At 66.4% G+C, this 22,490-nt stretch carries 18 protein-coding genes and 8 pseudogenes; 15 read left to right on the top strand and 11 right to left on the bottom strand.

What is annotated here, in order from left to right; genetic code table 11:
• Positions 1–59 precede the first annotated feature (59 nt).
• Positions 60–521, bottom strand: coding sequence for an NAD(P)H-hydrate epimerase (locus tag E6W36_RS20880; RefSeq protein ID WP_281277333.1), 462 nt, complete (start codon positions 519–521; stop codon positions 60–62).
• A gap of 77 nt (positions 522–598) precedes the next feature.
• Between E6W36_RS20880 and E6W36_RS12930 the strand changes: the two genes are divergently transcribed.
• From E6W36_RS12930 to E6W36_RS12915, 4 genes and pseudogenes are all read left to right on the top strand, one after another.
• Positions 599–1,399: a penicillin acylase family protein gene (locus tag E6W36_RS12930; RefSeq protein WP_222872857.1), complete on the top strand. Its 801-nt coding sequence runs from the start codon at positions 599–601 to the stop codon at positions 1,397–1,399.
• Positions 1,390–1,754 (top strand): annotated as a pseudogene (locus tag E6W36_RS20875) (penicillin acylase family protein); the annotation flags it as partial. The gene E6W36_RS12930 and the pseudogene E6W36_RS20875, both read left to right, overlap by 10 nt.
• Before the next feature lie 29 nt (positions 1,755–1,783).
• Positions 1,784–2,392 carry a penicillin acylase family protein gene (locus E6W36_RS12920; protein ID WP_281277548.1) on the top strand — a complete coding sequence of 203 codons (609 nt, stop codon included), beginning with the start codon at positions 1,784–1,786 and terminating at the stop codon, positions 2,390–2,392.
• 130 nt (positions 2,393–2,522) lie between these two features.
• Positions 2,523–2,942, top strand: a complete 420-nt coding sequence (locus E6W36_RS12915) for a penicillin acylase family protein (protein WP_222872854.1) — start codon at positions 2,523–2,525, stop codon at positions 2,940–2,942.
• Positions 2,943–2,957: 15 nt separating this feature from the next.
• Here the strand turns inward: E6W36_RS12915 and E6W36_RS22270 are convergent, their stop codons facing one another.
• Genes E6W36_RS22270 through E6W36_RS20860 form a run of 3 tightly spaced genes read right to left on the bottom strand, consistent with a single transcriptional unit; the run spans position 2,958 to position 4,845 of the window.
• Positions 2,958–3,083: a hypothetical protein gene (locus E6W36_RS22270; RefSeq protein ID WP_342776675.1), complete on the bottom strand. Its 126-nt coding sequence runs from the start codon at positions 3,081–3,083 to the stop codon at positions 2,958–2,960.
• Entirely contained in the window at positions 3,080–4,390 is a 1,311-nt protein-coding gene (locus tag E6W36_RS20865; protein WP_222872852.1) for a TonB-dependent receptor domain-containing protein, read from the bottom strand. Before E6W36_RS20865 ends, E6W36_RS22270 begins: the two co-directional genes overlap by 4 nt.
• The gene (locus E6W36_RS20860; protein WP_281277547.1) at positions 4,384–4,845 is read right to left on the bottom strand and encodes a TonB-dependent receptor plug domain-containing protein; all 462 of its coding nucleotides are present in this window, start codon (positions 4,843–4,845) and stop codon (positions 4,384–4,386) included. Before E6W36_RS20860 ends, E6W36_RS20865 begins: the two co-directional genes overlap by 7 nt.
• A 395-nt stretch (positions 4,846–5,240) precedes the next feature.
• On the opposite strand from E6W36_RS20860, the gene E6W36_RS12895 reads away from it, so the two are divergent.
• A complete protein-coding gene (locus E6W36_RS12895; protein ID WP_222872851.1) occupies positions 5,241–5,495 on the top strand; it encodes a hypothetical protein in 255 nt (84 codons plus the stop codon).
• 13 nt (positions 5,496–5,508) lie between these two features.
• Here E6W36_RS12895 and E6W36_RS12890 read toward each other — a convergent pair whose 3' ends face one another.
• Positions 5,509–5,976 (bottom strand): DUF5615 family PIN-like protein, encoded by a 468-nt coding sequence (locus tag E6W36_RS12890; protein ID WP_222872850.1) that lies wholly within the window; start codon positions 5,974–5,976, stop codon positions 5,509–5,511.
• Positions 5,977–6,204, bottom strand: coding sequence for a DUF433 domain-containing protein (locus E6W36_RS12885; protein WP_222872849.1), 228 nt, complete (start codon positions 6,202–6,204; stop codon positions 5,977–5,979).
• A gap of 220 nt (positions 6,205–6,424) precedes the next feature.
• Here E6W36_RS12885 and polA point away from each other — a divergent pair.
• Positions 6,425–9,194, top strand: a pseudogene (gene polA / locus E6W36_RS23590) (DNA polymerase I).
• Between the two features lie 34 nt (positions 9,195–9,228).
• On the opposite strand, the pseudogene E6W36_RS12875 reads toward polA, so the two are convergent.
• Both E6W36_RS12875 and E6W36_RS12870 read right to left on the bottom strand, forming a co-directional pair.
• Positions 9,229–10,204: pseudogene (locus E6W36_RS12875) on the bottom strand (NAD(P)H-dependent flavin oxidoreductase).
• A gap of 26 nt (positions 10,205–10,230) precedes the next feature.
• Positions 10,231–11,463 (bottom strand): aspartate kinase, encoded by a 1,233-nt coding sequence (locus tag E6W36_RS12870; RefSeq protein ID WP_222872848.1) that lies wholly within the window; start codon positions 11,461–11,463, stop codon positions 10,231–10,233.
• A gap of 122 nt (positions 11,464–11,585) precedes the next feature.
• Between E6W36_RS12870 and ubiG the strand changes: the two genes are divergently transcribed.
• From ubiG to E6W36_RS12840, 6 genes and pseudogenes are all read left to right on the top strand, one after another.
• A complete protein-coding gene (ubiG, locus tag E6W36_RS12865; RefSeq protein ID WP_222872847.1) occupies positions 11,586–12,335 on the top strand; it encodes a bifunctional 2-polyprenyl-6-hydroxyphenol methylase/3-demethylubiquinol 3-O-methyltransferase UbiG in 750 nt (249 codons plus the stop codon).
• Positions 12,332–12,592 (top strand): hypothetical protein, encoded by a 261-nt coding sequence (locus tag E6W36_RS22250; RefSeq protein ID WP_342776672.1) that lies wholly within the window; start codon positions 12,332–12,334, stop codon positions 12,590–12,592. The genes ubiG and E6W36_RS22250 overlap by 4 nt, the downstream gene beginning before the upstream one ends.
• Positions 12,593–12,686: 94 nt before the next feature.
• Positions 12,687–13,571, top strand: a complete 885-nt coding sequence (locus tag E6W36_RS12860) for a hydrolase (protein WP_342776887.1) — start codon at positions 12,687–12,689, stop codon at positions 13,569–13,571.
• Positions 13,568–14,584, top strand: a pseudogene (locus E6W36_RS19300) (arginine N-succinyltransferase); the annotation flags it as partial. The gene E6W36_RS12860 and the pseudogene E6W36_RS19300, both read left to right, overlap by 4 nt.
• Positions 14,561–15,965 (top strand): annotated as a pseudogene (astD, locus tag E6W36_RS19295) (succinylglutamate-semialdehyde dehydrogenase); the annotation flags it as partial. The pseudogenes E6W36_RS19300 and astD, both read left to right, overlap by 24 nt.
• A 40-nt stretch (positions 15,966–16,005) precedes the next feature.
• Entirely contained in the window at positions 16,006–17,319 is a 1,314-nt protein-coding gene (locus tag E6W36_RS12840) for an N-succinylarginine dihydrolase (protein WP_222872845.1), read from the top strand.
• Positions 17,320–17,432: 113 nt separating this feature from the next.
• Here E6W36_RS12840 and E6W36_RS12835 read toward each other — a convergent pair.
• From E6W36_RS12835 to E6W36_RS12825, 3 genes and pseudogenes are all read right to left on the bottom strand, one after another.
• A pseudogene (locus E6W36_RS12835) lies at positions 17,433–18,115 on the bottom strand (Fe2+-dependent dioxygenase).
• 114 nt (positions 18,116–18,229) lie between these two features.
• Positions 18,230–20,293, bottom strand: a pseudogene (locus E6W36_RS12830) (TonB-dependent receptor); the annotation flags it as partial.
• Entirely contained in the window at positions 20,262–20,399 is a 138-nt protein-coding gene (locus tag E6W36_RS12825; protein ID WP_222872844.1) for a hypothetical protein, read from the bottom strand. The pseudogene E6W36_RS12830 and the gene E6W36_RS12825, both read right to left, overlap by 32 nt.
• A 176-nt stretch (positions 20,400–20,575) precedes the next feature.
• On the opposite strand from E6W36_RS12825, the pseudogene E6W36_RS12820 reads away from it, so the two are divergent.
• The 3 genes and pseudogenes from E6W36_RS12820 (at position 20,576) to E6W36_RS12810 (ending at position 22,467) form a co-directional block, all read left to right on the top strand.
• A pseudogene (locus E6W36_RS12820) lies at positions 20,576–21,587 on the top strand (threonine aldolase family protein).
• Between the two features lie 2 nt (positions 21,588–21,589).
• Positions 21,590–22,330 carry a DMT family transporter gene (locus E6W36_RS12815; RefSeq protein WP_222872843.1) on the top strand — a complete coding sequence of 247 codons (741 nt, stop codon included), beginning with the start codon at positions 21,590–21,592 and terminating at the stop codon, positions 22,328–22,330.
• Positions 22,327–22,467, top strand: a complete 141-nt coding sequence (locus E6W36_RS12810; protein WP_222872842.1) for a hypothetical protein — start codon at positions 22,327–22,329, stop codon at positions 22,465–22,467. Before E6W36_RS12815 ends, E6W36_RS12810 begins: the two co-directional genes overlap by 4 nt.
• Positions 22,468–22,490 lie beyond the last annotated feature (23 nt).

Here is a 22,490-nt window from a genome sequence, read left to right as displayed (position 1 = left end):
GCCGAAGGTCACCGTCACATCGCTGGGAAACAGCGGGTCCCATGCGCCAGTGTCGGCGTTCAGCCCGCTTGGCACATCGACCGCGATGCGCAGGCGCGCCCGCGCGGCGATCGCCCGCAGCTTCCCGAAGGGTTCAGCGGTCTGCTAAGGCCGATGCCGAACAGGGCATCAACCACCAGACCGTAGCCGGCATCGCCGCCAAGCGCCGTGATCGGCAGCGTGCGCCCGCTCCAGCGGTCGCGCATGGCGGCGGCGTCGCCGCGCATCACGGCGGGGTCGGACCAGGTTGCAACCGTCACATCCCAGCCGATTTCCTGCAGATGCCGGGCGCAGACAAAGCCATCGCCGCCGTTGTTGCCCGGGCCGCACAGCACCAGTGCCGTGCCGGGCACGAGGCGTTCAGCGCAGATCTGCGCCACCGCCAGCCCTGCCGCCTCCATGGCTGCAAGACTGGACAGACCCCGGGCGAAGCGCTGCTGCTCCAGCGCGCGCATCCGGTCGGCGGTCAGAATCGGCTGCATCGGGAATCCGGGCTTGAGAAGCGTGGCGTTTCAAGCCAGCCTATACGCATTGGTCATCATACGGAACCGCCGCCATCATGAGACGTCTGCGCTGGTATCACATCCCGCTCGCCCTGGTGGCGCTGATCCTCGTCGCCATCCTCGCCCAGACCCTGCATGTGATGTTGGCGCTGCGCGCCAGCGCGCCACGGCTCGAGGGGCAGATCGCCGCCCAAGTCTCAGCGCCCGTCTCGGTCGCGCGCGATGCAGAGGGCGTACCGACGCTGACCGCCGGTTCGCAGGCCGACCTCGCCTACGCAATCGGCTACCTGCACGCACAGGAACGGTTCTTCCAGATGGACCAGCTGCGCCGCGTGGGTGCTGGCGAATTGAGCGAACTGCTCGGCCCGCCGACGCTCGACATCGACCGCAAGCTGCGCGTCCACCGGTTCCGCGACCGCGCGCGTGCAGAGCTTGGCCGCATGACCCCTTGGGAGCGCGCAGTACTCGACGCCTATGTTGCCGGCGTGAACAGCGGGCTTCGCGCCCTGGGGTCCGCGCCGTTCGAATATGCAGCGCTGCTGGCCAAGCCGGAACCCTGGCTGGCCGAGGATAGTTTGCTCACCGCCTATGCCATGTACTTCGACCTGCAAGGCGTCGCGCCAACGGACGAACTGAAGATTGCCGCCGCCGCGCGCAAGCTCGGGGCCGCGATGACCGAATTCCTGTTCCCGGCGGGAACCGCGCTTGATTCAGCAATCGACGGCAGCCTGCTGCCCGAGCCGCCGATGCCGGAGAGCATCCAGTCCAGCCGCGCCGGCCCTGCCGTCCAGGCACCGCTGCAGGACCCGGCCGAGGCCCCAACGGCAGCAATGCCTGGGCGGTCGACGGGTCGCTGAGCAGCAGCGGCGCTGCGCTGGTCGCCAACGACATGCACCTGGGCCTCAGCACCCCGGTATCTGGTACCGCGCCCGGATGATCGCGCCCGCCGAGGCAGGCCTGCCGGCGCTCGACATCACCGGGGTCACCCTGCCCGGCGCACCGTTCATGGTGGCGGGCAGCAACGGCCACATCGCCTGGGGCTTCACCAACAGCTACATCGACACCTCCGACGCCGTCCTGCTTGAGGAGGGCCAGAACGACACCTACAAGACGCCGCGCGGCCCCAAGCCGATCCAGACATTGAAGCTGGAAATCTGCGCCCGCATCTTCTGCAAGCCCCTGCTCCTCAAGGAGACGCTCTGGGGCCGGTAATCGCGGATGAGGATGGCCGCAAGGTGGCGATGCGCTGGTCCGCGCACGACGCGGGTGCCGTGACGCCGGGCGGCATCCTGCGGCTGATGCGCGCCGGCAGCGTCGACGCGGCGCTGGCGCTGGCGCACCAGATCGGCATGCCGCAGCAGAATTTCATCGTCGGCGACAGCAGCGGTGCCATCGCCTGGACGATCATCGGCAGGGTGCCCGCGCGCTTCGGCATGGATGGCCGTCGCCCCAGCAGCTGGGCCGACGGCAGCCGGGGCTGGAGCGGCACACTGCCACCCGACCAGGTGCCGGTGGTCCGCCAGGCGCGCATCTGGACCGCGAATACCCGGACGGTCGGCGGCGATGCCTATGCAAGGCTCGGCTACGGCGGTTATGACAACGGTGCCCGCGCCGAGCGCATCCGCAAGCGCCTGTTCCAGAAGAACGGCGACTTCACGCCGAAGGACATGCTCTCGATCCAGCTCGACGTCCGGAACGACCGCAACCGCTTCTGGCAGGCGCAGATGCTTGCCGCCCTGCCCAGGACTCGGCGCTGCGCGCACCGGTCGAGAACTGGCAGGGCCAGGCGGACCCTGCCTCCGTCGGCTTCCGGCTCGTCAACACGTTCCGCAGCAGAACCATCGCGCTGATCTACAACGCCTACCTCGGCGAGCAGGAGGACAAATCCAACCGCTCCGGGGCCAGCAACCAGGCCGAAGGGCCGGTGCGCCGCCTGCTGACCGAGCGCCCGGCCGGGCTGGTGCCGCCGGGCTACGCCGATTGGCCCGCCGTGCTGGCGGCAGCGCTGCGCAAGGTGGACGAAGACGTGGAGAAAGCAGCAGGCGGCGACGTGACCCGCTACACCTGGGGGCGGTCAATAAGCCGCAGGTCAACCATCCGCTGTCGGCCATCCTGCCGCCGATCGGCTGGTTAACCGACCCGAAGCCGGTCGCCGTGCCCGGCTCGGGCGGCACGCCGCGCGTCGACAGCCCGCAGCATGGCGCAAGCGAGCGCTTCTCGGTCTCGCCGGGGCACGAAGCGGACGGCCTGTTCCAGATGCCGGGCGGCCAGTCCGGCTATCCGTGGAGCCCCTATTATCTGGCCGGGCACAAAGACTGGCTGATGGGCAATCCGCGTCCGTTCCTGCCCGGCACACCGAAATGGCAGCTGGAGTTCCGGCCTAGGGTCAGGACTCATTAAGAATGAGGCCTGACCCTACCACTCGAACCGCAGATTGACCCGGATGTCGCGGCCGGCGAGCGGCGCATAATCCTTGAGGAAGGAGGCATGCCGCCGCGCGGTCACATCGGCGATGTTGTTGGCTGCCACATTCAGGCTCACGCGCGGATCGTCGGCGAACGGACGATAGAGGGCCGAGAGATTGACCGTGGTGAAGCCGTCGGTCGGCGTCTCCAGCACGGCGGTGCGGCGCTGCGGCGCGCTGTACTCCACCTCGACCCGCCCTCGGCGCGCGCCGCCTTGGCGGTGACGCCGCCCAGCGTACGGAATGGCGGTATGCGCGGCACCGGCCCCAGACCATCCAGCAGTTGCGCATTCACATAATCCGCGAGCGCGTCCAGCGAGACCGTGACGCCGTGAACATGTGCGAGGTCCACTTCGCCCTGCGCCTCGATCCCATAGTAGCGCGCATCGGCCGCACCATACTGAAACACCGGCAACCCGTCCTCGATATCACCGGTGCGCACATCGTTGACGTAATCGCTGAAGCGGGTGACGTAGAACGAGCTCTCGAACCGATATCCCTCGCCGCTGCCGCGCAGCACCAGTTCCGCGCCCAGCGCCTTTTCCAGCCCGAGGGTCGGATCGCCGATCTCGAACGCCTGGGTGCCGGCGTGCGGGCCGTTGGGCAGCAGTTCCTCCGCCGCCGGCGCGCGCGCTGTGCGCGACAGGTTGACACCAACCCGCCAGCCCGCGACGACCTCGTAGCTGCCGCCGATCGAGCCGGAGACGCCGTTGAAATAGCGGCCGATGTCCACAGGCGCACCGCGGAAATCGTCGACGCGCGCGCTGATCCGGTTATGCTCGTAGCGCAGCGACGCTTCGGCCTTGAACTTGCCGAAATCCAGCTCCTGCAGCGTGAACAACCCCAGGCCGACCGTCTTGTTTTCCGGCAGAAACGCTTCCTCGCCAATCACGTTGAAATTGCGCACCAGCACCTGCGCGCCCGTCGCCCCTTTCCATTTCGCGCCGAGCAACGATCCTTCCGACTGCGCCAGCTCCAGCCGGGTCTCCAGCCCACGGCTCAGAAACCGGGTGCCGACTTCGCCGGTATCTTCGAGCTCGGCATGCTCATAGTCGGCAAAGCCGAAGCGCGCGGAGAACTTGTCGAACGGCCCGCCGAGCTTGATGCCGGCCCGCGCATCGACGCGGGTTTGCGCGGCATCGATCCGCACCTCCTCTGCCTCCTCGCCCGGCGCGATCGCGAAGCGCACCGGCACGCCGTAGAGCGTGTTGAGTCGCGTGACCGCGACGCCGAAATCATCTTCGTCGCCGATCCAGGCCAGCGCGCCGGCGACCGACCAGTTGCGCGAGGCGGTATTGGGCAGACGGTTGCGCAGGTCGGCCAGCGCCTGCACCTCGGGATCGTCGCTGGCGCGCGCCTGCTCACGCAGGGTCCGGGTCAGCACAGGACCGCCGATGCGCAGATCGCCGGTCTCGGAATAGCTGCCGTCGACGTGCGCGACGAAGCCGGCTCCCAGCGGCGCGTCGACGAGGCCGCTGAAGCTGCCCTCATTCGCCGCCGAACCGTAGCCCCGAGCAGATCGACGTGCGCTATATGATCGGGGACAGCGCGCGGAATGCGTTTTTCCAGCACGTTGACCACGCCGCCGACCGCGCTCGCGCCATAGCTCAGCGCCGCCGGTCCACGCAGCACCTCAATCCGTTCCGCAAGCTGCGGGCTGATGATGACCGCATGGTCGACGCTGGTGTTGGAGACATCGAACGCGCCGATGCCGTCTGTCAGCACCCGGATGCGCTCGCCCTGGAAACCGCGCAGGATCGGGCGCGAGGCATTCGGCCCGAACGATGTCGCAGAGACGCCCGGCTGGTGGGCGAGCGTTTCACCCAGCGAGGGCCTCAGCGCCCTGTCCAGGGCGTCCGCACTCAGTATGGAGACGCCGGAGATGATATCGGCACGCTCGCGCTGGAACGGTGCCGAGACGACGATGGTGTCGAGCAGTGGCGGCTGATCCTGCGCAAGAACCGGATGGGTGGTCAGGATGAAGAGAGCACCGGCGCCAGGAGCGAAAATCGCATGGAAAATCTTTCAGTTATGAGATAACATTACACGAATATCATGCAATCTTTCGTCATGAAAGTGAAATCTTGCTCATACTGCGCGGCCTGTCGTCTGTGCGCAACGCCGCATCGCCACACGCCGGCTTGACAAGGCGCACGCTCTCGTCGACCAAGCGCGAAACATCGGGAGAGAGACATGAGCATCGACGGCGCCTGGAACTGCACCACCCAATCCCCATGGGTCCGCAGCAATCGGTCTTCACCATCAGCACCAGCGGCGGCACCTTCACCGGCACCAACGTCGGGACCCTGGGCAGCATGGACGTGGAAAACGGCACCCTCGACGGCAACACCCTCTCCTGGACCATGCAGATGAGCGTGCCCATGCCGATGACCCTGGAGTGCACAGCCACCATCGAGGGCGACACGCTGACGGGTTCGGTCAAGGCCGGCATGTTCGGCACCCTCGAGATGACCGGCACCCGCGCCTAGATCATGCTCGCGCTCAGCGGAGCGGTAGCATTCTGACCCGCTGGCGCTCCAGTTCGACTGTAAGCAATGCCCCTGACCTCAGCTCAGGGGCAAATTGCTGCATAATGCGGATGATGGATGGCCCGATGACCGCTTGGGACAAGGTGCCTGAGCGGATTTGTATAACGCTGGGCCCATTTCGCCCAGATACGGCCAATATAGCTCCGAAATCGAGATCGTAGGTCAGGATAATCGCGCTGCATTTCGCCGCATAAGCCATGACGTCATCATCCGTGGCACCGGCATACCCGATTTCCGACCAATGCTTGGCGTCAATACCATGCTCACGTAAATAGCCCGCCAAAGACGGCGGCAGATTCATGTCGATAATGACGGAGGGCATCTCATTCTGCATGCCCGCAGCATAAAGCGCGGCATTCCCCTGAAAACTCAGTTCAGCATCCTGAAATATATTTGTAATAATTACAGCATGTTGGCGCACTTATTGTGCCAGCATGATTTCCCGCTCTTCCGCGCGCCAGGCGGCGTAGCGCAAGGATTGCTCGATATCGGGCCGCTCAAGATAGGGATAGTCATCCAGAAGCTGCTCGATCGAACGCCCGGCTGCAATCTGGCCGACGATCATGCCGACTGTGACGCGCATGCCCCGGATGCACGGCTTCCCGCCCATCACGGCAGGGGAGAAAGTGATGCGATCCAGCGCTTCCATGGTCATAACCTAGCGCGTGCGACACCTGAGTGCAAACGCCAGACGGCGCGTCTGGCGATTGATGACACTTCATGGGAGCGCGTACTCGCCGAAGCGCCGGTGGCGAGGCAATCCTGCATCACCGAATAAACCCTGCTGGACCGCCATCCCGGCTTGCGCCGGCATGACATTTTCTTCTGCACGTGGCTGACATTTTTCAACAGCCTGCTAGACCCAGCCCATGAGCGATGCCCTCCCCGCCAGCCCGCACCTCTACCTGATCGACGGTTCGGGCTACATCTTCCGCGCCTACCACAAGCTGCCGCCGATGACCGACCCGCAGGGGACGCCGGTCAACGCGGTCTACGGCTTCACTACCATGGTCTGGAAGCTGATCCTCGACCTGCACGATGCCGAGCACCCGACCCATCTGGCCGTGATTCTGGATGCCGGGCGCGAGACGTTCCGCAACGCTATCTACCCCGCCTACAAGGCCAACCGGCCCGAGCCGCCCGAGGATCTGAGGCCGCAGTTCGCGCTGATCCGCGACGCCGTACGCGCCTTCGATGCGCCGTGCATCGAAATGCCGGGCTTCGAGGCGGACGACATCATCGCCAGCTATGCACAGGCCGCGCGCGCGGCGGGCTGGCAGGTGACCATCGTCTCTGCCGACAAGGACCTGATGCAGCTGGTCGAACCCGGGGTCGAACTGCTGGACACCCTGAACAACCGCCGGCTCGGCGAGGCCGCCGTGATCGAAAAGTTCGGCGTTCCACCGGACAAGGTGATCGAAGTGCAGGCCCTGATGGGCGATGCCGTCGACAATGTGCCGGGTGTGCCGGGCATCGGCCCCAAAGGCGCTGCCGAGCTGATCCAGACCTACGGCGACCTGGAGACCCTGCTTGCCCGGCTGGACGAGATCAAGCAGCCCAAGCGCCGCGAGAACCTGGAAGCCAACGCTGCGCTGGCGCGCATCTCCAAGCAGCTCGTCACTTTGAAGCGGGACGTTCCGCTGCCTGAGCCGCTGGACGCCCTGACCATCCGCAAGCCGCCAGCGGACCGGCTGGCCGCCTTCTTCGACAAGCATGGGTTCCGCTCGCTCAAGGCCAAGCTCGGCGATGTGCCGGCGGCCCCGGCAGTGCCGCCACCCCGGACCCGATCCGCACCGACGCCTACGAATGCGTGACCACGCCGGACCGCCTGGCCTGGTGGCTGGCCGAGGCCGAGCGGCTGGGTGTGGTTGCTGTTGATACCGAGACCACCAGCCTCGACGCGCTTGCCGCCGAGCTGGTCGGCGTCAGCCTGGCGATAATGCCAGCGCCGGGCCAGTACCGCGCCTGCTACATTCCGGTCTGGCACCGCACCTCCGGCCTGCTGGGCGAGACACCGCCGCAACTGCCGCTTAGCATGGTGCTGGACGGGCTGAAGCCGCTGCTCGTTCACCCTGGCGTGCTGAAGGTCGGCCAGAACCTGAAGTATGATTGCCAGGTGCTGGCGAACTACGGCCTTGCCATCGCGCCGCTCGATGACACCATGCTGCTGTCCTACGCGCTCGATTGCGGCCGCACCGGCCACGGCATGGACGAACTCGCCGAGCGCCATCTCGGCCACACGCCGATCAGCTACGACAGCGTGACCGGCACCGGCAAGGCGCGCATCAGCTTCGCCGAGGTGCCGCTTGCGCGCGCGGTCGCCTATGCCGCCGAGGACGCGGACGTCACCCTGCGCCTGCATGCGCTGCTCAAGAACCGCCTGTGGCGCGAGAAGGTCACGACCGTCTACGAGACGCTGGAGCGGCCGCTGGTGCCGGTCCTGGTCACCATGGAGCGCCATGGCATCAAAGTCGACCGCGCGGCGCTGTCGCGCCTTTCCGGCGACTTCGCCCAGCGCATGGCCGCCATGGAAGCGGAGATCCACGATCTGGCCGGCGGGCCGTTCAACATCGCCAGCCCCAAGCAGCTCGGCGAAATCCTGTTCGAGCGCATGGGCCTGAAAGGCGGCAAGAAAAGCGCCAAGACCGGTGCCTGGTCGACCGACGCCGACGTGCTGGAGAAGCTGGCCGGCGACGGGGTGGCGCTGGCGCAGAAGGTGCTCGACTGGCGCCAGCTTGCCAAGCTCAAGTCCACCTACACGGACGCCCTGCAGCAGCAGATCAACCCGCAGACCGGGCGCGTCCACACCAGCTACGCCATGGCCTCGACCTCGACCGGGCGACTGTCCTCAACCGACCCGAACCTCCAGAACATCCCGATCCGCACCGAGGAGGGCCGCAAGATCCGCGAGGCCTTCGTCGCCGAGCCCGGCAACCGGCTGCTGTCCGCCGACTACAGCCAGATCGAGCTGCGCCTGCTGGCGCATGTGGCGGACATCCCGGTGCTGCGCCAGGCGTTCGCGGATGGCGTCGACATTCACGCCATGACCGCCTCCGAAGTGTTCGGGGTGCCGATCGCCGGCATGGACCCGATGGTGCGCCGCCAGGCCAAGGCGATCAACTTCGGGATCATCTACGGCATCTCGGCGTTCGGACTGGCGCGCCAGCTCGGCATCGGCCGCGTGCAAGCGCAGGCGTTCATCGACCGCTACTTCGAGCGCTTCCCGGCATCCGCCGCTACATGGAAGAAACCATCGCCCAGTGCCGGACGCAGGGCTATGTCGCCAATATTTTCGGCCGCCGGACCTATATCGCCACGATCAACGACAAGAACCCGTCGCTGCGCAATTTCGCCGAGCGGCAGGCGATCAACGCGCCCTTGCAGGGTGCGGCCGCCGACATCATCCGCCGCGCCATGATCCGCCTGCCCGCCGCACTTTCGGCCGCCCGGCTGGACCATGTGCGCATGCTGTTGCAAGTGCATGACGAACTGGTGTTCGAATGCCCCGAAGCCGACGTCGCCGCCGCCAAGGCGACGATCGTGCCGATCATGGAGCAGGCCGCGCTGCCGGCAGCCACGCTCGCTGTGCCGCTGGTCGTCGAGTGCGGCGACGGCCTCACCTGGGGCGCGGCGCACTGAGACTGTCCACTTCAGACGGAATAGGCGCAAGCGGTCAGGTGCGGGCGAGATAGGCCTGCGCCTGCGCGACCAGTTCCGCGATGATCGCAGCCACCGGCTCTTCCTTCGTCACCATGCCGACCGACTGGCCGGCCATCAGCGATCCGGTCTCGACATCGCCCTCGACGACCGCGCGGCGCAGCGCGCCGGCCCAGTAATGCTCGATCTGCAGCTGCCCTCGGCCAGCGCCAGTTCGCCGGCCGAGACCGCGGCCGCGACGGTGCGCTGGGTCGCCTCGAAGTCCTGCGTGCCCTTGTTCTTGAGAGCGCGCACGGGGATCACCGGCAGGCGCGGATCCAGTTGCACGCTCGCCACGGCATCGCGGGCGGATGCGCGGATGAACGCCTGCTTGAAGGCCGGATGCGCCACGGACTCGCTGGCAGCGGCAAACCGGGTGCCGAGCTGCACGCCGCTTGCCCCCATCTCCAGATAGGCGGCGATCGCCTCGCCGCGGCCGATGCCGCCGGCGACGAACACCGGCACATCGGTGACATGCGGCAGGATTTCCTGCGCCAGTACCGAGGTGGAAACCGGCCCGATATGCCCGCCGGCCTCCGACCCTCGATCACCAGCGCATCCGCGCCGGAGCGGACCAGCTTCTTCGCCAGCGCCAGCGCCGGCGCAAAACACATGAGCTTGGCGCCGTAGCCCTTGATCGCCTCGATCGCCGGCGCGCTCGGCAGGCCGCCGGCCAGCACGACATGGCTCACCTGCTCGTCAGCACACACTTGGATCAGCTCCAGCAGTTGCGGATGCAGGGTGATGAGGTTGACGCCGAACGGCCGGGTGGTGAGCGCGCGCGTCGCCCGGATTTCCGCGCGCAGCACCTCCGGCGGCATGGAGCCGGATGCGATCACGCCGAAGCCGCCGGCGTTGGAGACCGCCGAGACAAGGTTCCGCTCGGAAACCCAGGTCATGGCGCCGGCCATGATGGCGACGTCGCAGCCCAGGAAGTCGCAGCCGCGCTGCATGAGCGCATTCAGGGTTCTCATGGCGCTCACTCGGCGGCGTCCAGGGCGTCGAGGCCGTAGGCGCTGTGCAGGGCACGCACGGCCAGTTCGGTGTAGTCGTCGGCAATCAGGACGCTGATCTTGATTTCGGAGGTCGAGATCACCTGGATGTTGATGCCCTTGTCGGCCAGCGCCTTGAACATGCGCTGCGCGACGCCGGCATGGCTCTTCATGCCGACGCCGACCACCGAAATCTTGGCGACGTTGGCGTCGGAGATCACCCGCTCGTAGCGCAGCGTATCGCGCAGGCGCTCCAGCAGGTCGAGCGTGCGTGGCAGGTCGGTGCGGGTGATGGTGAAGGTCACGTCGGTCGTGCCGGTGTCGTGGCTGACGTTCTGGACGATCATGTCGACGTTCAGGTTGGCATCGGCCAGCGGACCGAAAATGGCGGCCACCACGCCGGGGCGGTCGGCCACGTTGATGAGCGTGATCTTGGCTTCGTTGCGCGCATAGGCGACGCCGGCAATCAGTTCCTGTTCCACGATTTCATCCTCATCCACTACCCAGGTGCCCGGCTTGTCCTCGAAGGAGGAAAGCACCTGCACCCGCACACCATGCTTCATCGCCATCTCGACCGAGCGGGTCTGCAGCACTTTGGCACCCACGCTCGCGAGTTCGAGCATTTCCTCATAGGTGATCTGCGCCAGCTTGCGCGCCCGCGGCACAATGCGCGGATCGGTCGTGTAGACGCCGTCGACATCGGTGTAGATGTCGCACCAGTCGGCCTTCAGCGCCGCCGCCAGCGCCACGGCAGACGTGTCGGAGCCGCCACGGCCAAGCGTCGTCACCCGGCCTTGCGCGCTCACGCCCTGAAAACCGGCGACGACGGCGACTTCGCCCGCCGCCATGGCGGCCAGCATCGGCGCGGTTTCGATGTCCAGAATGCGCGCTGCGCCGTGGGCGTCGTCCGTGCGGATCGGCAGCTGCCAGCCGGACCAGGATCGCGCCCTGCGCCCCATGGACTGCAGCACGATCGCCAGCAGGCCGGAGGTTACCTGCTCGCCGGTCGCGACCACGGCGTCGTACTCGCGCGGGTCGTAAAGTTCGGCGGCCTCGCGCACATAGCCGACCAGCTTGTCGGTCTCGCCGGACATGGCGGAGACCACAACCGCGATCTCGTGCCCGGCATCGAGCATGGCGGCGACCTTGCGGGCCACATTGCGGATGCGGTCCAGATTGGCGACGGAGGTCCCGCCGAATTTCATGACGATGCGCGCCATAGCGGCTGACTGCTTTCCTCTGGTCCGTTATGCCCCGGAGGGGTTAGTGAGCGTGACGCTGGAGACGACGCCACGTTTCGGCTGCTGTTGCAAAGCCGCGCGTCTCATAGGAAGTTGCCATTATGAACGCAAGCGCTGCACCATCCACCATCGATCCCGCCGAACAGGCGAAATTCGCCAGCCTCGCCAACCGCTGGTGGGACGCAGACGGCCCGATGGCGCCGCTGCACCGCCTGAACCCGACCCGGATCGGGTACTTGCGCGACCAGTTGCGCGCGCATTTCGGCCTGCCAGACAGCCGCCGCTGCCTGGAGGGTCTGACGATCCTCGACCTCGGCTGCGGCGCGGGCCTGGTGTGCGAGCCGCTGGCGCGCCTGGGCGCTGCCGTCACCGGCATCGATGCCGCCGACGAGTCGATCGCCGTCGCCCGTGCGCACGCCGCGCAGTCCGGCCTCGGGATCGACTATCGCAGCGGGGCCGCGGAGGCACTGGTTGACGCGGGCTGCCAATTCGATGCCGTTGTGAGCCTGGAAGTCGTCGAGCACGTCGCCGATGTCGCGCGCTACTTCGAGACCATCGCCGCGCTGCTGAAGCCGGGCGGGCTGTTCCTGTTCTCCACGCCCAACCGCACCGTGGCCTCCTTCCTGTCGGTGATCGTCGGTGCGGAGTATCTGCTGCGCTGGCTGCCGCGCGGCACCCACGACTGGCGGCGCTTCCTGACGCCGGACCAGTTCCGGCAGGCGCTTGGCTCCGCCGGGCTGCAGCTTATGGATTTGCGCGGGCTCAGCTACACCCCCGTCAGCGAGCGCTTCCACCTGTCGGATGATTTGAGCGTCAACTACATCGGGTCAGCAACGAAAGCAGGCGCATGACGCAGATCGATCATCACGAGAGCGGCCCTCTGGACTGGATCGCCAGTCGGCAGCAGGCCATGGTCGACACGCTGATCGACTGGTCGGCGCACAATACCGGTTCGCGCAATATCGAGGGGCTGACCCGTTTTGCCGCGAAGGCGGCCGAGGCTTTTCCCCGCTCGGTGCGCGGATCGAGACGCGCGACCCCGCCCCTGCGCAGACTCTGGATCCCGCAGGACAGGTTATCGACCTGGCGCATGGCCCGAACCTTCTGATCACGCAGCGACCCGAGGCACCAATCCAGGTGCTGCTGACCGGGCACATGGACACGGTGTTCCCCGTGACCATGGCTTTCAGACGGCGACCTGGCTGGACGCTGGCACACTGAACGGCCCGGGCGTCGCCGACATGAAGGGCGGCGTGCTGATCCTGCTCCATGCCTTGCTGGCGCTGGAGCGCAGCCCCTGGGCCGCCAACATCGGCTACCGGGTGATTCTCAATTCGGACGAAGAGGTCTCCTCGCTTGGGTCTGCACCGTTGCTTCGCGAGTGCGGCCGTATCGCCGACCTTGGGCTGGTGTTCGAACCGTCGATGCTGCCGGACGGCACGCTTGCCGGCGCGCGCAAGGGCATCGGCACCTTCGCGATCTCGGCGCAGGGTGTCGCGGCGCACGCCGGACGCAACCCCGAGGCGGGGCGCAACGCGATCCTCGCCATCGCGCGCTACTTCGTTGCGATCCAGCAGCTGCATGGGATGCGCGACGGCCTGACGGTCAATGCGGCGCGCATCGAGGGCGGCGGGCCGACCAACGTGGTGCCGGACCAGGCGGTCGGGCGGTTCGAGGTGCGTGCCTGGACGCCTGAGGATGCCGCGTGGGCGGAGTCCGAACTGCACCGCATCGCGGACGAGGTCTCGCGACAGTGCGATGTGCGCCTTGCGCTGCACGGGCACTTTCACCGACCGCCCAAGCCGATGACGCCCGAGGCGGAGCGGCTGTTCGAGGCGGTGCGTGAGTGCGGCCGGCTGCTCGGGCAGACGATCACCTGGAAACCGTCCGGCGGCTGCTGCGATGGCAATAACCTGGCTGCCGTTGGCCTGCCGGTGGTGGACACGCTGGGCGTTCGCGGCGGGAAAATCCATTCTTCCGAGGAATTTTGCATCGTAGAGAGCCTTAGCGAGCGCGCGCAGCTTGCAGCATTGCTGCTGATGCGGCTAGCGTCCGGCAAAATTCACAGGCCGGGCAGGATATCATGACATCTCTCGAAGGGTTTCGCATCCGTGCAGCCCGCATGGACGATCTCGACGCGCTTTACACCCTTGCGGTCGAGACCGGCGGCGGCCTGACCAACCTGCCGCCCGACCGTGATGGACTGATCCAGCGGCTCGAGAATTCCGAAGCGAGCTATGCGGCAAACGTGTCCAAGCCGGGCAACGAGAATTATATCCTCGTGCTGGAGGAGACGGCGAGCCGCCAGGTGATCGGCACCTCCTGCCTGTTCGCCCAGCTTGGCGTCGACTGGCCGTTCTACAGCTTCCGGCTCGCGCGTCTCAGCCAGACCAACCGGGAACTGCGCAAGATCCACAAGTATGACGTGCTGATGCTGGTCAACGATTTCGATGGCGCAGCCGAAGTCGGTGGCCTGTATCTCGCCAAGGGCTGGCGCCAGTCGGGCAGCCCACGCGGTCTTGGCCGCCTGCTGGCGCGCAGCCGCTATCTGTTCGTCGCTGCCAGCCGCGAGCGCTTCCCCGAGCGGATCGTCGCCGAACTGCGCGGCTATGTGAATGCGCATGGCCTGCGTCCGTTCTGGGAGGCGCTGGGCCGGCACTTCTTCGACATGCCGTTCGATGAGGCCGACCGCTACAATTCGCTGTACGGCAACCAGTTCATCGCGGACCTGATGCCGACATATCCCTTCTATGTGCAGTTGCTGCCACATGAGGCGCAGGCCGTGATCGGCCGACCGCACGACAACAGCGTCCCTGCCTACAAGCTGCTGCAGGCCGAAGGTTTTCGCTACCATGGCTATGTCGACATTTTCGACGCCGGCCCGACTGTCGAGTCCGACATAGACCAGTTGAAGGCCGTGCGGGACCGCGAGACGGCGGCACTGGTCGACGTTGCCCAGGCACCGGACGGTATCACGCCGATGCTGATCGCGACGGGCGTCGGGCGCGATTACCGTGCAACCGTTGCCCGGATCTGGCGGCAGGGCTACGGCGTCTGCATCGAGCCGGCAGCCGCCATGGCGCTTGATGTCGAGCCCGGAGAGGAACTGGCCTATGCCCCTTCTGAAATCGTCTCGATCGATCCGGCAACCGGCGAGGTTGTGTGGCGCGGCCCGTGCGGCGATGTCGACGCCGCCGTCGCGCGCGCGCGCAGGGCGTTTCCGGGCTGGGCGGCGCGTCCGCTGGACGAACGGCTGGCGGTCCTGCACCGGTACAAGGAAATCGTCCTTGCCGATACGGATCGTTTCGCCAGTCTGATCGCACAGGAGACCGGCAAGCCATTGTGGGAGACGCGCACTGAGGTCGCCTCTGTTGCCGCCAAGGTCGACATCTCGATTTCCGCCTATCATGAGCGCACCGGCACCCGCGAGACGACGGCCGCAGGCGGCGTGCAGGCACTGCGCCACAAGCCGCACGGTGTGCTGGCTGTGCTTGGCCCCTATAATTTCCCGGCGCACCTGCCCAACGGCCATATCGTGCCGGCATTGATCGCCGGCAACAGCATCGTCTTCAAGCCAAGCGAGCTGACGCCGGCAGTTGCCTTGCAGATGGCGGATTACTGGACGCAGGCCGGATTGCCGGAGGGCGTTCTGAATGTGGTGCCGGCGCCGGCGAGACCGGCAAGCACCTGAGCCAGCATGACGGGATCGACGGCCTGCTGTTCACCGGCAGCGCCGGCACCGGCGCAGCGCTGCACCGCCAGCTTGGCGGCGCGCCGCACAAAATCCTGGCGCTGGAGATGGGCGGCAACAACCCGCTGGTCGTCTGGGATGTGGGTGATACCGCCGCCGCCGCCGAACTGATCGTCCAGTCCGCCTATGTCTCGGCCGGGCAGCGGTGTACCTGTGCGCGCCGCCTGATCCTGCCGGCGGGGTCGGAGGGCGCGCAAATTCTCGAGGCGCTGACGGCGCTGATCGACCGGCTGATCGTCGGCCTGCCGTTCGACGACCCACAGCCTTTTATGGTCCCGTCGTGTCGCAGGCCGCCGCCGACCATCTGCTCGCCGCTGCTGGCGCACTGGATGCCAAAGGCGCGAAAGCCCTGCGCCGGCTTGCGACGCTTGTCCCCGGCAAGCCGGTGCTCTCGCCCGGCCTCTACGATGTGACGGGCCTTGCGGAGCGTGACGACACGGAATTCTTCGGTCCGCTGCTGCAAGTCATCCGCGTTGCCGATTTCGAGGCGGCGCTGCACGAGGCGAACGCCACGCGCTTCGGTCTGGCCGCCGGTTTGATCTCGGACGACGAGGCACTGTACCGGCGCTTCTGGGCGTCCAGCCGCGCGGGGATCGTCAATTGGAACCGCCCGACCACGGGCGCCGCCTCCAACGCACCGTTCGGCGGTGTCGGCGCATCCGGCAACCACCGGCCAAGCGCTTACTACGCAGCAGACTATTGCGCTTATCCCGTTGCGGGCATTGAGGCAGCCGAGGTCAAGCCGGTCGGCTTTGCGCAGGAGTCCGCCCGTGAACGCCATCGAGATCAATTTCGACGGCCTGATCGGCCCGTCCCACAACTACAGCGGTTTGAGCCTGGGCAATCTGGCATCCGCCAACAATGCCGGCGAAATCTCCCGCCCGAAGGCGGCGGCGCTGCAAGGCCTCGCCAAGATGCGGCTGATGATGTCGCTTGGCCTGACTCAGGGCCTGCTGCTGCCGCATCTGCGCCCGCATGTTCCGACCCTCCATGCGCTTGGCTATCGCGGCGCGCCGGAGGCCATGATGGCGCAGGTCTGGGCCGAGGACCCGGCGCTGGCGCGCAACCTTTGCGCCGCGTCCGCCATGTGGACCGCCAACGCCGCCACCATCTCGCCGAGTGCGGACACGCGGGACGGCCGCATGCATGTCTCTCCGGCCAACCTGGTGACCAACCTGCACCGGGCGCTGGAGGCGGAGTTCACCACCCGGCAACTGCATCTGCTGTTCGCCGATCCCCGCTACTTCTCGGTGCACGCGCCGCTGCCGATGCATGCCGCCTTCGGCGACGAAGGGGCCGCCAACCATGGCCGCTTCTGCGACGCGCATGGAGCGCCAGGGGTGGAGTTGTTCGTTTACGGCGACAATCCGGGTGGCCGCTTCCCGGCCCGGCAGACCCTGCGCGCCAGCCAGGCGATCGCACGGCGTCACGGCGTCCGGCAGCCGGTGTTCGTGCAGCAGGCGAACCGCGCGATCGAGGCCGGTGCGTTCCACAACGATGTGGTGAGCGTCGTCAATCAGACGGTGCTGTTCGCCCATGAGGACGCGTTCGAGGACAAGGCAGCGACCTACACCAGCATCCGCGCGGCCTTCCCTGCCCTTCATGTCGAGGAAGTGCCGACGAGCGCCGTGCCGATGGCGGACGCCATACGCTCCTACCTGTTCAACTCGATGCTGGTGACCCTGCCGGGCAGCACCACGTCCGCGCCGCGGATGGCGCTGATCCTGCCGGCCGAGACGCAGGAAACCCCGAGCACCAAGGCCTATCTGGATGCGCTGGCCGGCAGCAACGGCCCGATTGCCGCCTGTCATGTGATCGATGTGCGCGAGAGCATGCGCAACGGTGGCGGCCCCGCCTGCCTGCGCCTGCGCGTGGCCCTTACAGAAGCAGAGGTGGCGGCGCTTGACCCCCGCTTCCTGCTGACGCCCGAGAAGGCGGACGCCCTGGAGCGCTGGATCGAAGACAGTTACCCGGACGAGATCGCTCCGGACATGCTGGGTGACCCGCTGCTCCACCGGCAATTGTTGACCGCGCTCGATCGCCTGCAAGGCGTGCTCGGCCTGCCGGACCTGTACGGGGTTTAGAGCGGTTTTCGATCTGATCGAATCAGATCGCCGCTCTATGTTTTTGTTTTATCGCGATTTCTTAACCAGAAGATGAGTCCATCTGCTTGAAATCGCTCTAGCCTCGCCGTTGCTCAGGGCTGCGCCCAGCGCCGGATGAGGTTGTGGTAGACGCGCATGAGCCGCAGCACCTCCGGATCCTGGCCGCCGCGCTCCGTCTGCAGGGCCTGCACCGACTGATCGAGATCGAACAGCGTCTCGCGCGCTGCATCGTCCGCAACCAGGGACTGCAACCAGAAGAAGACGCTGATCCGCTCGCCCCGCGTCACCGGCGTCACCCGATGCAGGCTGGACGACGGGTAGAGCAGCATATGCCCGGCCGGCAGCTTGTAGCTGAGCGCTCCGAAGCGCCCTCGATCTCCAGATCGCCGCCGTCATAGTCCTCCGGGTCGGTGAGGAACAGCGTTGCCGACAGGTCGGTGCGGATGCGGGTGCCGCTCGGCCCATGTACGCGGATCGCATTGTCGACATGCAGATCGAAGGTCTCGCCCGGACCATAGCGGTTGAACAGCGGCGGGAAGATGGTCGCCGGCAGCGCCGCCGACAGGAACAGGCCGTTCGCCGCCAGCGCCTGGCTGACCGTCGCCTGCGCCTCGCGCGCCGCCACGGACGTCTCCGGCAGCTGGCGGTTGCGCTTGGCGAGCGCCGCCACCTGGCCGCTGGTGGCGTTGCCGTCCACCCAGTCGGCGGCGGCGATCCTCGCCCGGAGACCGCGCGCGGCCTCCGGGCTCAACACATCGGGGATGGCGATCAGCACGGTCAGAAGCTCAGGGTCAGGTTCAGCGTCGCCGAGCGGCCGGGCCACATAGGCGAACGGAGAGCTCGAGCGATAAATCGCATCATAATAGGTCTTGTTGGTCAGGTTGAGCACATTCAACCGCAGTTCGGAATAAGCGGTTGGCTTCCAGCGCGCCACCGCATCGAACCGGGCATAGCCGGGGATCTGCGCCGTACCGGCGAACTGCGTGCCGCCGAACACCTCGTCCTGCCAGTAAACCTGGCCGCCGACCTGCACGCTGTCGAGAATGCGATAGGTCGCGAGCAGCGACGCCGAATGCTGCGGGATGTTGGCGAAGCGACGACCGACGTTCTCGGGGATCGCCGACTCGATGACCTCGGCGCTCACGAATGAATAGCCGCCAAAGAGCTGGAGGCGCTCGCCGACATTGCCGTTGACCCCGAACTCGGCCCCGCGCGAGCGCAGCTCGCCGACCAGCTCGAACACATTGTTGCCGATGTTCTCGCGCGCGTTGCTCTTGGTGATCTGGAACACGGCCGCCGTGAGCAGCAGTTCGCCATCAAACAGTTCGTACTTCGCGCCGACTTCGTAGGACTTGTTGCGCTCCGGCTCCAGTGCCTCGGTCTGTGCGGAAATTCCATCGTAGGAGATGCCATTGCCGTCCAACTGCTCGCCGCTTGGGTTGGACGAGGTGCTGAACGACGCATAGAGCGTGGCAGCCACGACCGGTTTGTAAACCAGGCTCGCCTGATAGTTGAAGAAGTCGACCTTGTTCGACAGGCTGCGCGGCTGCGTTCCGGTGGCGTTCGGATTAGAGAACGACAGGTTGTAGCTGTCGTAGCGCACGCCGAGCAGCAACTGCCACTGCGGCGTGAACTTGATGGTGTCGATCAGATACCCCGCAAACGAGCGCACCTTGACCTCGCTTGGCGGCAGGCCGTTCAGCGGATGCGGAATCTCGAAGCCCAGCACCGGGTTCGGGTTCAGCAGGTTGCGGATGAAGGTGGTGGGCGTCGGAACAGCATTGCCGCTTGAGTCCTCGACGAAGGTCGGCAGCGCGATCGTGCGGTTTTCAACCGTCTCACGCGCATATTCCATGCCGGTCACCACCGTATGGCCGATGCCGGCGGTGTCGAAGCGCAGGGTCGCATCGTTGATGGTCGCGACATACTTGTTGTCGGCCCAGCGCCGCTGGCCGCCGGCGGTCACCGTGAACTGATCCTCCGGCAACTCCACGCCGGTCGTCGGGCAGCTGCCGTTGGCGTTGCGTGTGAACCGGCAGATCGCGCCCGGCGCCCCGACAATATAGCGGTTGAAGGTGCGCCCGTAGCGCGACACCGAGCGCAGCTTGATGGTGTCGCTCGCCTGATACTCGACGTTCAGTGTGCCGATATGCGCGCCGCTCAGGAAATCGCGCCCGATGACGCCGTAGAAATTTTCGCGGTCAACTTTGTACGGCCGCTGGGTCGTGACATCGAACGGGTGGCCGAAATCGGGGATGCCGTCGAGGCGGGCAAAGTAATAGTCGCCGGTGACCGTCAGGTCCTCGGTCGGGCGCACTTGAACGCTCGCCGTGGCGCCGAAGCGTTCCGAGTCCACGAAATCCCGGCCCGGCGTGTCGGCGCTCTGGTACAGGGTGTTCACCCGCACCGAGACGAATTTGTTGATGTCGAGGTTGGCGTCGACGGTGGCGCGGTAATAATTTTCACTGCCGATCCCGGCCTCGCCAACGATGAAGTCATTGCGGGTCGGGCGCTTGGATTGCAGGCTGACCGCGCCGCCGGTCGTGCCGCGACCGCCGAAGCTGCTGCTCGGCCCCTTGACGATTTCGATCTGCTCGACAGCGAAAACCTCCCGGCTGGTGACGCCGGGGTCGCGCAGACCATCGATGTAGACATCGTTGCGTGCCTCGAAGCCACGGATGAAAATACGGTCGCCGAATGCGTTGCCGCCTTCTCCGGTGCCAAGCGTGACGCCCGGCGTCGCGCGCACGACTTCCCGGAAACTGGTGGCCCCACATCCTCGATTACTTCCTTCGGGATCGCCGTCACCGACTTCGGGGTATCGCGCAGCGGCTCGGTGAATTTGTCGTTGGCCGACTTTTCGACCTTGTACGGCGCATTCGGGTTGGCGTTGGGGTTGGCGTCCTTCTCGCGCTGGCCGATCACGACCGTCTCGGGAAGCGCGTGCTGGCATCGTCGTCCGCGTCGGCCTGTGCTTTGCCCGGCAGGACCGCGCTCGACAGCACGGTCAGCAGCAAGGCGCCGGTGTGGCTGGCGCGCCGAAGCGGTGCTGGCGACAATTTTTCATCATGGAATGCAATCCACCCTGTTTCTGGTTCAGAGCGACGGTGTTATTGCGAGTTATTCGCAGAGTCAACGCTTATGCGTGTCATTCTGAAGACAGGTCGAAAAATCTGTGGTGACGCGTCGCCACATGACGGCTAGAAAGAAGTCTCTCCTTCTTTCAGGTCATCCCATGCGCTTTACGTCCGACAACTCGGCGCCTGCCGCGCCTGAGATCCTTGCTGCGCTGAGCAACGCCAATCATGGGCGCGTGAACGCCTATGACGGCGATCCGTGGTCGCAGCGCCTCGACGCCGTGCTGGGGATTTCTTCGGCACGCCCGTCAAGGCGTTCGCCGTCTCGACTGGCACCGCCGCCAACAGCCTGGCGCTGGCAACGCTGTGCCCGCCCTACGGGGCCGTGGTCTGCCACCGGGAGGCGCATATCCACGTTGATGAGGCCGGCGCACCGGAGTTCTACACCCACGGCGCCAAGCTGCTGCTTGCCGATGGCTGGGGCGCCAAGATCACGCCGGACGCAGTCGCCGAAGTTCTGGCCCCGATCCGCAGCGACGTCCACACGGTTCAGCCGCGGGTCGTCTCCATCACGCAGGCCACGGAATACGGGCTGAGCTACACGCCCGACGAAATCGCAACCCTCGGTGCATGCGCAAAGGCGCGCGGTCTGGCGCTGCATATGGATGGCGCACGGTTCGCCAACAGTCTGGTGTACCTGGGCTGCCACCCTTCGGAGATCACCTGGCGCGCCGGGGTTGATGTGCTGTCGTTCGGCACGACCAAGAACGGCACCCTCAGTGGCGAGGCGGTGGTGTTCTTCAACCCCGAGCAGGCGGCCGATTTCGCCAGCCGGCGCAAGCGCGGCGGGCATCTGCTCTCAAGGGCCGTTATCTGGCCGCGCAGATCCTCGCCTACGTCGAGACCGGGGTCTGGGCGCGCAACGCCCGCCACGCCAACACCGGTGCGCAGCGCCTGGCGGCAGCGGCCGGCATGCGCCTGCTGTATCCGGTGGAGGCCAACGAGGTCTTTGTTCGTCTGGGTTCGCAGGCTGCAGCCGCCTTGCGCGCGCAGGGCTTTGAATTTTACGACTGGGGCGCGACCGACAGCGGCCACGCCCGCTTCGTTGTCTCCTGGGACCAGCCGGATTGCGAGGTCGAGGCCCTGGCGCAAGCCATCATCGCGTTATGACCATGCCCGCACCGCTGCAGTTCGCCATCGTGGTGGCGATCTGGGGCTCGACCTTTCTGGCGATCACGACCCAGTTGGAGCCGGGTGCTGCGATCTGGTCGATCTGCTACCGGTTTCTGATCGCCGGGCTGCTGCTGAGCGTGCTGACCCGGCTGCGCAAGGAAACGCCGCCGCAGGGCCTGCGCGTGCATGTCAGCCTGGCACTGTTCGGTCTGTTCCTGTTCAGCATCAACTACATCGGCACCTACACCGCCGAGCAGACCGTGCCGTCCGGCGTGGTCGCGGTCGCCTTCACGCTGATGGCCGTGCTCAACCCGCTGCTCGCCCGCCTCGTGCTCGGCCAGCCGTTCACGCGCGGCCTGATGATCGGCGGCGCGCTTGCCGTCGCTGGCGTCACCCTGCTGTTCTGGCGTGAGGTCGGCGCGTTCAGCCTGGCGGACGGCGGGCTGCGCGGCGCACTGTTTGCGTTGTTGGCGGTGCTGTTCGCAGCGGTCGGGAACCTCTTCCCGGCAATGCCGCGCCTGCGTACCCTGCCGCCGTTCGCCCTCAATGCAACCGCGATGCTCTATGGCAGCGCGATGACCGGGGTGATCGCGTTCGTGCTGGAAGGCCCGCCGCCGCTTGCGCATTCGATGTCGTATCTGCTCGGGCTTGGTTATCTGGCGGTCTTCGGTTCGGTTATCGCGTTCAGCCTCTATGCGCAGCTTCTGCGCTCAATGGGGTCGGCCGCGCGGCCTATGTGAATGTGCTGGCGCCGGTGGTCGCGCTGCTACTCTCTACCCTGTTCGAGGGCTACCGCTGGGACCTGGCGGCGGGGCCGGCGCGATCCTGGTGTTCATCGGCACCGCGATCGCCATCCGCAGCCGGACGGCCACCGTGACCAAAGGTTGATCGCGCGGCTGA

The organism is Hankyongella ginsenosidimutans, from assembly GCF_005144965.1.
GTDB lineage: Bacteria > Pseudomonadota > Alphaproteobacteria > Sphingomonadales > Sphingomonadaceae > Hankyongella > Hankyongella ginsenosidimutans.
The sequence above is the reverse complement of the archived record's forward strand: the minus strand, read 5'-3'. Positions and strand labels throughout refer to the sequence as shown.

Excerpts from the sequence above, each read along its gene's own strand:
- E6W36_RS20880 (WP_281277333.1), bottom strand. The coding sequence starts at position 521 with ATGCAGCCGATTCTGACCGCCGACCGGATGCGCGCGCTGGAGCAGCAG.
- E6W36_RS12930 (WP_222872857.1), top strand. The coding sequence starts at position 599 with ATGAGACGTCTGCGCTGGTATCACATCCCGCTCGCCCTGGTGGCGCTG.
- E6W36_RS12920 (WP_281277548.1), top strand. The coding sequence starts at position 1,784 with ATGCGCTGGTCCGCGCACGACGCGGGTGCCGTGACGCCGGGCGGCATC.
- E6W36_RS12895 (WP_222872851.1), top strand. The coding sequence starts at position 5,241 with ATGGGTCCGCAGCAATCGGTCTTCACCATCAGCACCAGCGGCGGCACC.
- E6W36_RS12885 (WP_222872849.1), bottom strand. The coding sequence starts at position 6,204 with ATGGAAGCGCTGGATCGCATCACTTTCTCCCCTGCCGTGATGGGCGGG.
- E6W36_RS12870 (WP_222872848.1), bottom strand. The coding sequence starts at position 11,463 with ATGGCGCGCATCGTCATGAAATTCGGCGGGACCTCCGTCGCCAATCTG.
- ubiG (WP_222872847.1), top strand. The coding sequence starts at position 11,586 with ATGAACGCAAGCGCTGCACCATCCACCATCGATCCCGCCGAACAGGCG.
- E6W36_RS22250 (WP_342776672.1), top strand. The coding sequence starts at position 12,332 with ATGACGCAGATCGATCATCACGAGAGCGGCCCTCTGGACTGGATCGCC.
- E6W36_RS12815 (WP_222872843.1), top strand. The coding sequence starts at position 21,590 with ATGCCCGCACCGCTGCAGTTCGCCATCGTGGTGGCGATCTGGGGCTCG.